14 protein-coding genes are annotated in these 13296 nt (G+C 61.9%); 7 read left to right on the plus strand and 7 right to left on the minus strand.

Annotation, left to right across the window (positions count from 1 at the left end; all coding sequences use genetic code 11):
- Positions 1-218: 218 nt before the first annotated feature.
- Positions 219-689, plus strand: a complete 471-nt coding sequence (locus F8N82_RS25680; RefSeq protein ID WP_038998098.1) for an Rsd/AlgQ family anti-sigma factor — start codon at positions 219-221, stop codon at positions 687-689.
- Between the two features lie 15 nt (positions 690-704).
- On the opposite strand, the gene F8N82_RS25685 is transcribed toward F8N82_RS25680, so the two are convergent.
- A complete protein-coding gene (locus tag F8N82_RS25685; protein ID WP_038998100.1) occupies positions 705-1370 on the minus strand; it encodes an FKBP-type peptidyl-prolyl cis-trans isomerase in 666 nt (221 codons plus the stop codon).
- 226 nt (positions 1371-1596) lie between these two features.
- On the opposite strand from F8N82_RS25685, the gene F8N82_RS25690 reads away from it, so the two are divergent.
- Entirely contained in the window at positions 1597-2670 is a 1074-nt protein-coding gene (locus F8N82_RS25690) for an AlgP family protein (protein ID WP_080764821.1), read from the plus strand.
- Here the strand turns inward: F8N82_RS25690 and F8N82_RS25695 are convergent.
- Positions 2646-3128, minus strand: a complete 483-nt coding sequence (locus F8N82_RS25695) for a TIGR02444 family protein (protein ID WP_038999680.1) — start codon at positions 3126-3128, stop codon at positions 2646-2648. The genes F8N82_RS25690 and F8N82_RS25695 overlap by 25 nt on opposite strands.
- 49 nt (positions 3129-3177) lie before the next feature.
- Between F8N82_RS25695 and F8N82_RS25700 the strand changes: the two genes are divergently transcribed.
- The 3 genes from F8N82_RS25700 to F8N82_RS25710 all read left to right on the plus strand — a co-directional run bounded on the left by F8N82_RS25700 (position 3178) and on the right by F8N82_RS25710 (position 6392).
- The gene (locus tag F8N82_RS25700) at positions 3178-5088 is read left to right on the plus strand and encodes an ATP-binding cassette domain-containing protein (RefSeq protein ID WP_038998101.1); all 1911 of its coding nucleotides are present in this window, start codon (positions 3178-3180) and stop codon (positions 5086-5088) included.
- On the plus strand, positions 5088-5675 hold the full coding sequence (locus tag F8N82_RS25705) for a mechanosensitive ion channel family protein (RefSeq protein WP_038998103.1): 588 nt from the start codon (positions 5088-5090) through the stop codon (positions 5673-5675). Before F8N82_RS25700 ends, F8N82_RS25705 begins: the two co-directional genes overlap by 1 nt.
- A gap of 84 nt (positions 5676-5759) precedes the next feature.
- Complete coding sequence (locus tag F8N82_RS25710) at positions 5760-6392, plus strand: LysE family transporter (protein WP_038998104.1); 633 nt, start codon at positions 5760-5762, stop codon at positions 6390-6392.
- An 84-nt stretch (positions 6393-6476) separates the two neighbouring features.
- On the opposite strand, the gene F8N82_RS25715 is transcribed toward F8N82_RS25710, so the two are convergent.
- Genes F8N82_RS25715 through F8N82_RS25730 form a run of 4 tightly spaced genes read right to left on the minus strand, consistent with a single transcriptional unit; the run spans position 6477 to position 9611 of the window.
- Positions 6477-7217: a hypothetical protein gene (locus F8N82_RS25715; protein WP_038998105.1), complete on the minus strand. Its 741-nt coding sequence runs from the start codon at positions 7215-7217 to the stop codon at positions 6477-6479.
- Positions 7218-7220: 3 nt separating this feature from the next.
- Positions 7221-7808: a penicillin-binding protein activator LpoB gene (gene lpoB / locus F8N82_RS25720; protein ID WP_010221147.1), complete on the minus strand. Its 588-nt coding sequence runs from the start codon at positions 7806-7808 to the stop codon at positions 7221-7223.
- A 24-nt stretch (positions 7809-7832) separates the two neighbouring features.
- On the minus strand, positions 7833-8204 hold the full coding sequence (locus F8N82_RS25725; protein ID WP_038998106.1) for a YcfL family protein: 372 nt from the start codon (positions 8202-8204) through the stop codon (positions 7833-7835).
- Between the two features lie 9 nt (positions 8205-8213).
- A complete protein-coding gene (locus tag F8N82_RS25730) occupies positions 8214-9611 on the minus strand; it encodes a COG3014 family protein (RefSeq protein ID WP_038998107.1) in 1398 nt (465 codons plus the stop codon).
- A gap of 346 nt (positions 9612-9957) precedes the next feature.
- Between F8N82_RS25730 and F8N82_RS25735 the strand changes: the two genes are divergently transcribed.
- Together F8N82_RS25735 and F8N82_RS25740 are read left to right on the plus strand one after the other, a co-directional pair.
- Complete coding sequence (locus F8N82_RS25735) at positions 9958-11856, plus strand: cytochrome c/FTR1 family iron permease (protein WP_038998108.1); 1899 nt, start codon at positions 9958-9960, stop codon at positions 11854-11856.
- A gap of 60 nt (positions 11857-11916) precedes the next feature.
- The gene (locus tag F8N82_RS25740; protein WP_038998109.1) at positions 11917-12384 is read left to right on the plus strand and encodes a YaiI/YqxD family protein; all 468 of its coding nucleotides are present in this window, start codon (positions 11917-11919) and stop codon (positions 12382-12384) included.
- A gap of 87 nt (positions 12385-12471) precedes the next feature.
- Here the strand turns inward: F8N82_RS25740 and elbB are convergent, their stop codons facing one another.
- A complete protein-coding gene (gene elbB / locus F8N82_RS25745) occupies positions 12472-13140 on the minus strand; it encodes an isoprenoid biosynthesis glyoxalase ElbB (protein WP_038998110.1) in 669 nt (222 codons plus the stop codon).
- Positions 13141-13296: the final 156 nt, after the last annotated feature.

Consider the following 13296-nt stretch of genomic DNA (forward strand, 5'->3'; position numbering starts at 1 on the left):
CTTTTACGGTGCAAGCGACCGGCGGCAAAGGATGGTCGGATTAAACACTTGTATGAACTTTGTCGCGTGCGTACCTTGAAGGCTAGGGCGCACGGGAATAATCTCCCTGCACGTATACCGAAAACACAGCTGCTCGATGCCGCTCTGCTGACTTCACCTTTGCTCTGCACATTTGCGGCGCGGGGGCAGGGGCATTACCCAGAAGGGAAGAGATCGCCATGCTAGATAGTTGTCAGAATGCTCAGGAACGCTGGGGTGGGGTTCATAAGCTCATTGACCGCTGGTTGGATGAGCGTGCAGAGCTGGTGACGGCTTTCCGCGAGCTGCGTGATGCCAAGCCGGCCTTTGCCGACAAGGATAAGAGCCGGGACTTCTGTGCGGTACTGGTCGATTATGTTTCAGCCTGGCATTTCGAAGTGAGTGAGCAACTGGTCAGTGAAGCCAAAGCGTTTGGCGACACTCGCGGGCTCGAGCTGGCCCAGCAGATCAGCCCTCGCATTGATGCAATTACCGAAATCGCTTCGGCGTTCAACGATCATTGCGACAAGGGCAACTGTAACGACCCTGAACGTTTCGCAGAAAAGTTGGGCAAGCTCGGCAGCCTGTTGCATGAGCGTTTCGAGCTTGAGGACTGCCTGATCGAAGTGCTGCACACCGCGCACAGCGAAGAAGGGGCGGTACAGGCCTGACGGTGCTGCCGACCCTCAGTCGGCAACCCCGAGCAACTCGATCTCGAACACCAGCGGCGTATAGGGCGCAATCAGGTCGCCCGCGCCTTCGGCACCGTAAGCCTGTGCCGAAGGAATCACCAGCCGCCATTTCGTCCCGGTCGCCATCTGCGGCAGTGCCACCTGCCAACCCCCGATAACACTGCCCAGATTGAACCATTGCGCCTGCTGGTTCTGATCGAACACCGTGCCATCCGGCAACTTGCCAACATAGCGAACCTGGACTTTGCCACCGGCTTTTGGCTTGCTGCCAGTGCCGGCCTGCAACTCGCTCACGAGTATCCCTTCAGCCAGTTCACGCACTCCGGCCCTGGACCGTTCAGTGGCCAGAAAACGTTTTTCTGCGCTCAGCAATTGTTCGCTCTGTGCTTGAACTGCAGCCTCGTTGGCCTGCGCATCATGTTCGTTGAGTATCACCGCCATACGCTCTTTGCTCAGGGCCAGCGGCTTGTTCTGATAAGCCTGGCGCACGCCTTCGATCAAGGCATCGAGTTGCAAACCGGGAACTTCCGTACGCAGGCGCTCACCGAGGCTCGCGCCCAGGCTGTAGGCCAGGTCATGGTCGCTGGCAGGGGTAGTTTCTGACGCTGCAAATAACGACATCGGCAATAGCAACAAGGTAAGGATTAGATAGCGCGGCACAGGCTCGCTCCTGCTTCAGAGGAAATAAAGTATGCCAGCCTTCGCTCGTCACTTCGTGTAAATATCAGCAACACTTTGTGCAGCATCTACACTTGTTTCCAGCTGCAGCGATAACAACTTTGCCCAGGCATGCAACGCGGCGCATTTAATACTGTCAACATGCCCTAGCGGCGGTAGCAGCAGAAGCATAGTATGAGCCGCAATCTCGTCAGCCAGGAGGTAAACCATGTCGGCCAATAAGAAGCCAGTAAGTACGCCGTTGCACCTGCTCCAGCAACTCACGGGCAGCCTGCTCGATCATTTGGAAAATGCCTGCTCGCAAGCGCTGGCTGATGCTGAAAAACTGCTCGCCAAGTTGGAAAAACAACGCGGCAAGGCGCAGGAAAAACTGCACAAGTCGCGCCTGAAATTGCAGGACGCTGCCAAGGCTGGTAAAGCCAAGGCGCAGAACAAGGCCAAGTCGGCTGTGGGTGAGCTGGAAAAGTTGCTCGACGAGTTGAAAGACCGTCAATCGCAAACCCGCACCTACATCCTGCAACTCAAGCGTGACGCTCAGGAAAGCCTGAAACTGGCCCAGGGCGTTGGCAAGGTCAAGGACGCTGCCGCCAAGGCATTGAGCGTGCGCTCGGCCAAACCTGGCGTTGCTGCTGCCAAGCCAGCCGCAAAACCTGCCGCTAAAGCTGCGAGCAAACCAGCAGCAAAACCAGCAGCGAAACCTGCGGCGAAAACCGCAGCAGCCAAGCCAGCAGCCAAACCTACGGCTAAACCTGTAGCGGCCAAACCAGCAGCCAAGCCTGCTGCCAAAGCACCAGCCAAACCTGCGGCAAAAACTGCAGCAGCCAAGCCTGCCGCTACCAAGGCCCCTGCCAAGCCTGCGGCAAAAACCGCAGCGGCCAAGCCAGCAGCCAAGCCAGCAGCCAAGCCAGCAGCTAAACCTGCTGCAGCAAAACCTGCGGCCAAAGCGCCGGCCAAGCCAGCCGCCAGAACCGCAGCGGCTAAATCTGCTGCCAAGCCTGCGGCGGCGAAAGCACCTGCCAAGCCTGCGGCCAAGCCAGCAGCGGCAAAACCCGCAGCCAAGCCTGCTGCAGCAAAAGCGCCAGCCAAGCCTGCTGCAGCCAAGCCAGCTGCCAAACCTGCTGCTGCCAAGGCCCCAACCAAACCAGCTCAGCCTGCAGCCGCCAAGCCGGCTACTCCCGCAGCGCCGGCAGCATCCGCCGCTTCTGCACCGGCAGCCACTTCGTCGACTGCGCCAGCAGCTTCGGTAGCACCGAGCACTCAGACTCCTTCGTCGGCGTCCTGAGTCATCAGCATCACGACGCGCAGCCTGTGCAGCGCGTCGTGATGCGCACCGGCGCCTTCGGGGGCCAGCCCGCTTATCCAGTCCAGTCCGGCTTCGGGCGTTGCTGCCCAGTCCTTGCAGGCCGTCTCAAGGCGCTCCAGCAGGATGCGTTCTGCCGCTAATTCCAGGCCTTTTACCTGCTCGCGCAAACCCGCCAGCTGCGGATCCTTGCCTGCCTTGTCACGCCAGGACTGACGCAAGGTGCGCAGTGGTTTCACCACCTCGGTTTGCCAGTCATCTGCCAGCTCCGTGAGCTGACGCACCCGTTGTTCGTTCGCTGCTACGCCACGTGCACTGAGCCAGGCGCCGCACAGCAGCAGGCAGACGTCGCCACCCAGGTCCTGCCATAGCAGGCAGGCAGGTTCTACGCCTGGGCGGGCGTAAAGCTTCAGGGCAAAATTCCACAGGTCGGTGTGCATGGTCCACTCGCGCCAGTTGCCGACGAAGCTGGTAGACTCCGCGGCCATTATGATCAGACTATCGAACCTCACTTTACAGCGTGGTCCACAGCGCCTGCTAGAAGGCGCCGAGATGACCCTGCACGCCGGCCAGAAAGCCGGCCTGATCGGTGCCAACGGCGCCGGTAAATCCAGCCTGTTCGCCTTGCTGCGCGGTGAGCTGACGCCTGACTCCGGCGACTGTCAGTTGCCTGCCGATTGGCGTATCGCGCACATGCGCCAGGAGGTCGACACCCTCGATCGCTTGGCGGTCGACTACGTGCTCGACGGCGATGCCCGCCTGCGCAAGGTCCAGGCCGACCTGGCCGCGGCTGAAGCCGCCCATGACGGCACCGCACTGGCACGCCTGCATATCGAACTCGACAGCGCCGACGGCTATACCGCCGACGCGCGGGCGCGCAAGTTGCTGGCAGGCCTGGGCTTTACCAACGAGCAGATGGACCGCCGGGTCGGTGACTTCTCCGGTGGCTGGCGGATGCGCCTTAACCTGGCCCAGGCCCTGATGTGTCCGTCCGACTTGCTGCTGCTCGACGAACCGACCAACCACCTGGACCTGGACGCCATCCTCTGGCTGGAAGACTGGCTCAAAGGCTATCCGGGCACGCTGCTGCTGATTTCCCACGACCGGGATTTCCTCGATGCCGTGGTTGATCACGTCGCCCACGTCGAGCAGTGCAAGCTGACCCTCTACCGTGGCGGCTACACTGCGTTCGAGCGCACCCGTGCCGAGCGCCTGGCGCAGCAGCAACAGGCCTACGAGAAGCAGCAGGCGCAGCGCGCGCACATGGAAAAGTACATCGCCCGGTTCAAGGCCCAGGCCACCAAGGCCCGCCAGGCGCAGAGCCGGATCAAGGCCCTGGAGCGCATGGAAGAGCTGTCGGCGGCCCACGTCGATTCGCCGTTCGATTTCGTCTTCCGCGAGTCGGAGAAAATCTCCAGCCCGCTGCTCGACCTGTCCGAAGGCCGTCTGGGCTACGGCGACAAGACCATCCTCGAGAAGGTCAAACTGCAACTCACCCCGGGTGCGCGGATCGGCCTGCTGGGCCCCAACGGTGCGGGTAAGTCGACCCTGATCAAGAACCTTGCCGGTGAACTGGAGCCCCTCAGCGGGCGCCTGGTGCGCGGCGAGAATCTCTCGGTTGGCTACTTTGCCCAGCACCAGCTCGACTCGCTGGACAACAAGGCCAGCCCGTTGCTGCACCTGCAGCGTCTGGCGCCGACCGAGCGTGAACAAACCCTGCGCGACTTTCTCGGTGGTTTCGACTTCCGCGGCGGGCGCATCGACGAGCCGGTGCTGAATTTTTCCGGTGGCGAAAAAGCCCGCCTGGCCCTGGCCCTGATTGCCTGGGAACGGCCGAACCTGCTGCTGCTCGACGAACCGACCAACCACCTGGACCTGGAAATGCGTCTGGCGCTGACCATGGCCCTGCAGGAGTTCAGTGGCGCAGTGCTGGTGGTTTCCCACGACCGTCACCTGCTCAAGAGCACCACCGATGATTTCCTCCTGGTAGCCGACGGCAAGGTCGAAACCTTCGACGGCGATCTGGACGACTACACCCGCTGGCTGGTCGAGTACCGTCAACGCAATGCTCCGGTCAGCACTGCGCCGGTCAATGCCGACAAGACCGACAAGAAGGCCCAGCGCCAGGCTGCGGCGGCCCTGCGTCAGCAGCTGGCGCCGCACAAGCGCGAAGCCGACAAGCTTGAGCGTGAGCTGGGCAGCGTGCACGAGCAACTGGCCAAGGTCGATGCCAGCCTCGCTGACAGCGCCCTCTATGAAGCTGCGCGCAAGGACGAGTTGCGTGACCTGCTGGCCCAGCAGGCCAAGCTCAAGGTCCGTGAAGGGGAGCTGGAAGAAGCCTGGATGGAGGCCCTTGAGACGCTCGAGAACATGCAGGCGGAGCTGGAGGCGTTGTCCTGATGGAATCTTTGCAGTTGCCATTGCCGGTGGAATGGATCGCACCGTTCTGGCTGGGTTTGCAGATCCTGCTGATCCTTTCGGCGGCGTTCATCCTGCAACGCGTGGTTGCCCGTTGCCTCAAGCGCCTGGGCGAGCGCTACCCGTTGCCGCCGGAGCTGCTGATGCCGCTGCGCGGTGGCCTGCGCTGGCTGATCATGGGCAGTGCGCTGATCTTCGTGCTGGAGCGCCTGGGGGTTTCTGCCACGGTGCTGTGGACCGCTTTGTCCGGGTTCGTTGCCGTTGCGGCAGTGGCGTTCTTCGCCATGTGGAGCGTGCTGTCGAACCTGCTGTGCGCGGTGCTGATCTTTACCGTCGGGCCATTTCGCATCGGTGATGTGGTCGAACTGGTCGAAACCATCGACAAGCCGGGCGTCAAAGGCCGGGTGGTGGCCATCAACCTGTTGTTCACCACCTTGATCGAACTGCCGGAAGCTGGCGGCGCGCTGGTGCAGGTGCCCAACAGCCAGTTCTTCCAGAAATCGGTACGGCGCTGGCGCGGTGCCGAAGTGCTGCCGCTGGTGGGCGAGAGCAAAGCCCCGGGTAATTGATCGAGCGCAGCAAAAAAAACGTGGTGATTTTTTCGCCAGGGCACTAGCTTAGTGGTTTGTAACAAGCTAGTGCCGAGGTGCGCGATGTCATTGGAAACGTGGTTGGCATTTTTTGCCGCTTGCTGGGTGATCAGTCTGTCGCCGGGTGCCGGGGCCATTGCCTCGATGTCCTGTGGCCTGCAATACGGTTTTTGGCGCGGCTACTGGAACGCGCTAGGCCTGCAGTTGGGCCTGGTACTGCAGATTGCGATCATTGCCGCCGGTGTCGGTGCCATCCTCGCGGCATCGGCTACCGCCTTCCAGGTGATCAAATGGTTCGGCGTTGCCTACCTGGTGTACCTGGCGGTCAAACAGTGGCGCGCGCTGCCGGCTGATATCACCGACGATTCCGCCGTGCGGCCGATCGGCAAGCCGCTGAGCCTGGTGTTCCGTGGCTTTCTGGTCAACGTCAGCAACCCCAAGGCGCTGATCTTCATGCTCGCGGTGCTGCCGCAGTTCATCAACCCGCATGCTGCGCTGCTGCCGCAGTACCTGATCATTACGCTGACCATGGTCACGGTCGATCTCATGGTCATGGCCGGCTACACGGGGCTTGCTGCCAAGGTGTTGCGCCTGCTGCGTACGCCAAGGCAGCAGCGGCGCATGAACCGTACCTTTGCCGGGTTGTTCCTGGGCGCGGCGACTTTGCTGGCGAGTATCCGTCGGGCGCCGGTTTAGGAACCCATCGCGGCGACCCGACTTACCCCGCGATAAATTCACCGCAGACAAAAAAGGCGACCCGAAGGTCGCCTTTTTTGTTTCTCAACGCAGGATCTGCGCCGGTTCATCAGGCGGCAGGTTGTTACGCGCCGGTGTACGCGGTTGCCCTGGTACGCTACCGCCCAGTTGCTCGGCCATCTGCCGGGCTACGTCCATGCCCAGTTCCTTCGAGACTTCACGCACCACCCGCGGGCGGTTCAGGGTCACCCGCACATCCTGGCTGTTGACCAGCTTGGTGTCCTGGCCTTCACCCATGGCGGTAAACGCCGAGGTGATCTCGTAGGTCTTGGTGTTGATCAGGCTGAAATCGGCCACCAGGCTCAGGCCAAGGATGGCCGAATAGCTGTTGGTGTTGTCCAGCGAGGTAATGTCGCGCTGGAAGTCGATATCCGACAAGGTGCCGAACAGCACGTAGTCAGCGCCCTTGAAGTTGCCGTTCTTGATGCGCCGGATCACGTCATACACATCGCCTTTGGCATCGGCGGTGTAGGGCGTGCCCTGAACCAGCTGGAACATCCCGGACTTGAGAATCTCGCCCTTGATGTCGCCAGTGAATTTGCGCAGTTCAGTCTGCTCGATGTAGCTGTCGCGGCTCTCGTACTCGCTGTAGCTCGACGAGCCACTGGCGTGGTACATGCTCGCCTGGCCGCTGCTCTGCGCCGAGACCGTGTGGATGTACTGCTCCACACGCTCCTGGTAGGCGAGGTCGGTGACCGCGACTTTGGGGGCCGCTTGCACGCTGAACGCGCAAGCCAGGCCCAGAATGCCCATCCATGCACGCATTGCTTAGCGCTCCGTGGTCTTGCGGATTTCTTTTTCGTCCATCCACTCGGCCAGGCCGCTTTCAACGTCGATCAGCTGCAGGCTGAACTTGTAGAACACGTCCTTGTAGTCGCTGCTGCGCTTGACGATCGAGCTGATCGAACCTTCCAGGCGGTACTTGGCGGCGATCATGTTGCCGGTCTTGGCCACAGTGTTCTTCTTGTACAGGCCGCTCTGGTTCTGCAGCTTGAGCTGGTCGACCTGGCTCTGCATCTGGGTGTTGTCGCTGGCGAAACGGGCGGTGCCGGACTTCATCAGCTGGGTCTTGATCGAAGTGGTGATTTCACGGGTATCGATGTACTCGCTGGTCTTGTTCTTCACGTCATAGACCTGAACCACCGGGCGGCCCTGGAGGATCCCGGACTGGGCCAGGGAGCGGGTCATGGATTCGGCGATCATCTGCAGGTCGGTCGAACCGAACTCGTTGGTGACCAGCTCCACGGCCTTGCTGTCGCCGTAGCCGATGTTCTTGCCGCCCAGGACTGGCGACGGGGTGCTGCAGCCACTGACCAGAGCAATGGCGAGGGCGGCGAGGGAAATGCGTGCAATCATGAAAAGGTGCTCCTGCAAAAATGATTACTGAGACTGAACTTCAAGGCGGAAATCGGTGGCCTGCGGCACGGGTGCGATAGCCGGCAGCACGCTGGACTGTTTGCCGTACAGGGTCACGGTCTTCCAGCTCTCTTCGTCGGCAACCGGGAAACCGTCGTTACCCAGCCAGGCGAAGCGGTAGAACATCGTCTTGTTACTGGCGCTGGTGTTGTTCAGCGACACCTTCACGGTCAGAAAGCCGTTCTCGCGCGCGACGCGCATAGGGCCGGTTTCGATGTTCTTCAGGTTGCCCATCTTCACCACCTTGCTGGCGGCGCTGCCAGGTTCTGGCGGTGGCGGGGTCGCGCAACCGGCCAGCAGGGCGGTGACGAGAACGGCGAGCAGTTTGATACGCATGACGCTTCCTTAAGGTTGTTTGAGGCTGGCGACAGCCTGGCCAGTGGCTTTCGGTTCCACCTGCAGGGCCGGGCCGCCGGCGAAGACCTGGTTGCCGACCACGCGCAGGGTGACGACCTGGAATGGACGGTCGATCTTCACGCTGACCTGGCTGCCGCCCAGGCTCGAAGGCAGGCTCAGTTGGTGCTCGCCCTGGCGCAGGCGCACGCGGACAACCTGAGTTTCGTCCGGCAGGGTGCGCCAGGTGCGGGTGTCGGCGCCTTCGGTGATGGTCGAGGCAATACCTACTGCCAGGCCGGCCAGCGGGTTGGCGTCGTTCAACTGCTTCTGCGCCACACCGCGAGTAATGGCCCGTACGCTGGTGCGCAGGATGATCCCCGGCATGTCGTCACGCAGGGCGCGGCGGGACATGGCGGTAGTGCTGTTGAGCGCGGTCAGCTTCAGCGCGCGGTCGTTCAGGTAGATCTCGCTGAAGTGCGCGGTGGAATTGTCTTCCTTGATCACCGGGAACGACAGCGGGGTGATCACCAGGTTGCCGCTGATTGGCAACGGCAGCGGGATACGCACCGAGTCGCGGGCCGGGGCCAGGCCGCTCTGGATCACGATCAGCACATCGCTGTCGGTGGTTTTCGCCGCTGGCTTGTCCAGCTCGAGCAGGGCCTGCTCCAGCAGTGGGGTGTTCGGGCGCAGCTCGGCGGCCTTGCGGTAGCCCGGCGCAGCCAGGCCTTTTTCGCCCAGGGCTTCATACACATAACCGGACAGATAGTGGCTGAACGCACTCTGGTAGCTGTTCTTCAGGCCGACCACTTCCGGGGCGTCGAGGCTGGCCACCGGGTAACCCTGAAGGTCCTTGTACTCGGTCTTGACGCCTTCTTTCTCGGCCTCTTCTTCGCGCTTGAGGTATTCCTTGTCACGCAGTTCGGCGATGACCGCTTCACGTTCGTGAGTCTTCTTGATTTCGGTACGAGCGCCGTCGAAGTCGTTCTGGGACAGCAGGTTGAGGGCCATCTGCGTGGTCAGCATGACTTTTTCGTAGTCGTAGCCTTCGTAGCGGCGGACCTTGTCGTTGACCAGGTAGCTGCTGAACTGGCTCAGGTACTTGTCGGTGTCCAGCTTGACCGACTCTTCCCACTTGAACACCACGTCGTCGGCGCTGCGCCAGGCCAGCTGGCTACCGGCCAGGTCGCCCTTGGAGCGCAGCAATTCGCCTTTCTCGAAGTAGTAGAGAAGGTCTTTGTCCTCACCCTTGTTGTTTTTTTCCAGCAGTGCCAGGGCGGCGTCGACGTTGCCGCTGGTCAGGTGCTGGTTGGTTTCCTGAAGTTCGCTGTCGTAACTGCGAAAGGCCGAGCAACCAGCCAGTTGGACGGCCGCGACCAGGGTCGCGACGGTGAGGACACGGGATGCCATCTGAATTCTTCTTCCCTGAATTGATGAATAGCCTGGGGGCGAGAAGGCTGTCATCCCTTTGGCATATATCGCCAAATCCTCTTAAAAGAAGAGCCTAAATTCTTATCCGCTATATAGCGGCGCGGCATTATAAACGTATTTGCTGGCTAATTAATGGCGTTTTGCTCTTGGAGTTTTGCCGTTGTGCCAGCATTCACATATCGGCCGACGAACGGTTGTTCTTTAATGGGGAAGGGTGGCGGGGCATTTGTCACAAAATTTTTCAAGGATTCATCTGGCAAGCCTTGAGCGAGCGGCAGTGGAAGTGAACAATGCTTTACCTCGTATTTCCATTTGAGAGTCGCTCATGATTCCCCGTTCCCGCTTACTCGCCTGGCTGCTCTGGCCGGTGCTGGCGCTGAGCAGTGCCACGCTGCTGGCCGAAAGCACCGATGGCGCTGCCAAAGCTCTGCACCTGCTCGATTACATCGGTGCCGATTACCCGGCCACCGTCGAGGCAGGCAAGGTTATCGACGAGGGGGAGTACCGCGAGCAGCTGGAGTTCATCGATGTCCTGCAGGGCCTGATCGTCGCCTTGCCGGCGCGCCAGGAGCGCCAGGCCCTGGAGCAGGGCGTGGTCAACCTGCGCGAGGCGGTCAGGTTGCGCCAGGACGGCCCGGGTGTCGCCCGCCAGGCCCGCCAGCTTGGTGCGCAGCTGGCGGTGGCCTATGAAGTCAGCCAGGCGCCGATCATCACCCCGGAGCCGAGCCGCGGTGCGCCGCTGTACGTCCAGCATTGCTCGGTGTGCCATGGCGATAGCGGTGCCGGCGACGGCCCGGCCGGCCTCGGCCTGACCCCGCCGCCGGCGAACCTGCGCAGTGTCGAGCGGCTTGATCACCTGAGCTTGTTCGACCTGTACAACACCCTTGGGCTGGGCATCGAAGGCACCGACATGCCGTCGTTCGCCGACCAGCTCGACGAGCGTCAGCGCTGGGACCTGGCGGCCTATGTCGCCAGCTTCACGGCCGACCCGGCCAAGGCCAAGGGTGACAAAGCCTACAACCTGGCTGACTTGGCTCGTCAGACGCCGGCTGAAGTCGAAGCCAGCGAAGGGCCAGAGGCGCTGGCCCTGTTCCGCGCCCAGCGTGCGCAACCGCCCCAAGTCCAGCGCGGCCCGGCGCAACTGCTCGATTACACTGCCAGCACCCTGGACAAGAGCTTGGCGGCCTACCAGTCCGGTGATCACGAACAAGCCTATGACCTGTCTGTCGCCGCTTATCTGGAAGGCTTCGAGCTGGTCGAAAGTTCGCTCGACAACGTCGATGCCAACGTGCGCAAAGACACCGAGAAATCGCTGATGGCGTATCGTCAGTCGTTGCAGGACGGCCTGCCGCTGGAGCAGGTGCAGCAGCGCCTGGACGCGGCCAAGGGCAAACTCAAAGACGCTGCCAGCCTGCTTGGCGGCGATGGCTTGAGCTGGTCGCTAAGCTACATCTCCGGCTTGCTGATCCTGTTGCGCGAGGGCCTGGAAGCGATCCTGGTGCTGGCGGCGATCCTCGCCTTTTTGCGCAATACCGGCCAGCAATCGGCGGTGCGCAGTGTCAACGTCGGCTGGGGCCTGGCTCTGCTTGCCGGGCTCGGTACCTGGGCGCTGGCGGCGTATGTGATCGACGTCAGCGGCGCCCAGCGGGAACTGCTCGAAGGCTGCACGGCGCTGTTTGCCAGCGTCATGGTGCTCTGGCTGGGTGTGTGGATGCATGATCGCCGACATGCGGCGGCCTGGCAGGATTACATCAAGAGCAGCCTGGTCAGTGGTGGCGGGCGTTTCGGCTTTGCCGTGCTGGCGTTCTTCTCGGTATACCGCGAGTTGTTCGAAGTCATCCTGTTTTACGAAACCCTCTGGCTGCAGGCCGGTCCCGCCGGGCACAACGCGGTGCTGGCCGGTGGCGCCACGGCGCTGGTGCTGCTGGTGGGCCTGGCGTGGGTGATCCTGCGCGGGTCGGCCAGGCTGCCGCTGGCGCTGTTCTTCAGCATCAACGCAGCGCTGCTGTGCGCTTTGTCGGTGGTGTTTGCCGGGCACGGGGTCAAGGCCCTGCAGGAAGCCGGGGTGTTCGGCACGCGGCCGGTGGCGTTCTTCGATTTCGACTGGCTGGGCATTCATGCCGACGCCTATTCGCTGGCCGCGCAAGTAGTGGCGTTGCTGGCCATCGCCATTCTCTACGGGCGCAGCCGCCTGGCCGAGAAGCGCCGCCAACCGGCGGGCTGATTTGAAGCAAAACGGGCGAGCAGGGATACTGTTCGCCCGTTTTTGTTGGAAATCTGTGCCATGCGTGTGTGGATCGATGCCGACGCCTGCCCCAAGGCGGCGAAGGATCAACTGGTCAAGTTCGCTCTCAAGCGTCAGCTGGAAGTGGTGCTGGTGGCCGGCCAGAGCCAGATCAAGCCGGCCTTTGCCTGCGTCAAGCTGATCGTCGTGCCCAGTGGCCCGGATGCCGCCGATGATTATCTGGTCGAGCATGCCGTACCAGGCGAGTTGGTGATTTGCAGCGACGTGCCGCTGGCCGATCGCCTGGTCAAGAAGGGCGTTGCCTGCCTCGACCCGCGCGGCAAGGAGTTCGACGAACGCAACATGGGCGAGCGCCTGGCGGTGCGCAACCTGTTCACCGACCTGCGCGAGCAGGGCCAGGTCGGTGGCGGGCAGGCGCCTTATGGTGACCGCGAGAAGCAGGCCTTTGCCAACTCGCTGGACCGGATCCTGACCCGGCTGAGTAGGAGCGGGCTTGCCCCGCGATGAGGCCCGTAATCTCGGTACATCATGTGGTGCCTGGACTACGACCGTTTCGCGCTCGATCGCGGGGCAAGCCCGCTCCTACAGGGATCTTCAGTCGTTCTTGTGGGTCAGTTCCAGCACCCGGTCGACCAGCTTGTAGATGCCGCCTGCGGCTTCGCTGATGCTTTTTGCCAGCATGTAGGCCGGAGTGCTGACCAGTTTGCGCGGGGTGTCTTCGACGATGTCGTGGACATCGCACTCCTCATGGGTGCCGCCCATCTTGACGATGGCCGCGCTGGTGCTGGCATCGTTGCCGATGGTGCAGACCACGCCGGGGCCGTAGATCTTCGCCGCCAGGGCCGGTGAGATGCAGATCAGGCCGACTGGCTTGCCGGCTTCGGCGAAGGCTTCGGCCAGGGCCAGGACGTCCGGGTGGACGCTGCAGCCGGGGCCTTCCACGGCGAAGTTCGAGAGGTTTTTCGCCGCGCCAAAGCCGCCCGGCACGATCAAGGCGTCGAAGTCCTTGGCGTCGGCTTCACGCAGGTCCTTGACCTCGCCGCGGGCGATCCGCGCCGACTCCACCAGCACGTTGCGGGTCTCGGGCATTTCTTCGCCGGTCAGGTGGTCGATTACATGCATCTGGGCAATGTTGGGGGCGAAGCACTGCACTTGCGCCCCGCGCTGATCCAGGCGCAGCAGGGTGATCACGCTTTCGTGAATTTCGGCGCCGTCATAAACGCCACAGCCGGAAAGAATCACAGCAACTTTTTTCTGGGTCATGCTCACTACTCCCGATTCGAGGCGCTAAATGTCCTCTAGTTTGGCAGATGTGGCCATAGGGTTTGTGCCATTCCCGGCCTAATCTTGCTGGATAGCCTGGAGATGGATGACCCATGGACCTGATCCTGTTGGCGGTACCGTTTTTCTTCATTCTGA

This window comes from Pseudomonas fluorescens, assembly GCF_902497775.2.
GTDB lineage: Bacteria > Pseudomonadota > Gammaproteobacteria > Pseudomonadales > Pseudomonadaceae > Aquipseudomonas > Aquipseudomonas putida_F.

What these genes read in the sequence shown, in the direction of transcription:
- F8N82_RS25680 (WP_038998098.1), top strand. Translation starts at nt 219, where the DNA reads ATGCTAGATAGTTGTCAGAATGCTCAGGAACGCTGGGGTGGGGTTCAT.
- F8N82_RS25690 (WP_080764821.1), top strand. Translation starts at nt 1,597, where the DNA reads ATGTCGGCCAATAAGAAGCCAGTAAGTACGCCGTTGCACCTGCTCCAG.
- F8N82_RS25695 (WP_038999680.1), bottom strand. Translation starts at nt 3,128, where the DNA reads ATGCACACCGACCTGTGGAATTTTGCCCTGAAGCTTTACGCCCGCCCA.
- F8N82_RS25700 (WP_038998101.1), top strand. Translation starts at nt 3,178, where the DNA reads ATGATCAGACTATCGAACCTCACTTTACAGCGTGGTCCACAGCGCCTG.
- F8N82_RS25705 (WP_038998103.1), top strand. Translation starts at nt 5,088, where the DNA reads ATGGAATCTTTGCAGTTGCCATTGCCGGTGGAATGGATCGCACCGTTC.
- F8N82_RS25710 (WP_038998104.1), top strand. Translation starts at nt 5,760, where the DNA reads ATGTCATTGGAAACGTGGTTGGCATTTTTTGCCGCTTGCTGGGTGATC.
- F8N82_RS25715 (WP_038998105.1), bottom strand. Translation starts at nt 7,217, where the DNA reads ATGCGTGCATGGATGGGCATTCTGGGCCTGGCTTGCGCGTTCAGCGTG.
- lpoB (WP_010221147.1), bottom strand. Translation starts at nt 7,808, where the DNA reads ATGATTGCACGCATTTCCCTCGCCGCCCTCGCCATTGCTCTGGTCAGT.
- F8N82_RS25725 (WP_038998106.1), bottom strand. Translation starts at nt 8,204, where the DNA reads ATGCGTATCAAACTGCTCGCCGTTCTCGTCACCGCCCTGCTGGCCGGT.
- F8N82_RS25730 (WP_038998107.1), bottom strand. Translation starts at nt 9,611, where the DNA reads ATGGCATCCCGTGTCCTCACCGTCGCGACCCTGGTCGCGGCCGTCCAA.
- F8N82_RS25735 (WP_038998108.1), top strand. Translation starts at nt 9,958, where the DNA reads ATGATTCCCCGTTCCCGCTTACTCGCCTGGCTGCTCTGGCCGGTGCTG.
- F8N82_RS25740 (WP_038998109.1), top strand. Translation starts at nt 11,917, where the DNA reads ATGCGTGTGTGGATCGATGCCGACGCCTGCCCCAAGGCGGCGAAGGAT.
- elbB (WP_038998110.1), bottom strand. Translation starts at nt 13,140, where the DNA reads ATGACCCAGAAAAAAGTTGCTGTGATTCTTTCCGGCTGTGGCGTTTAT.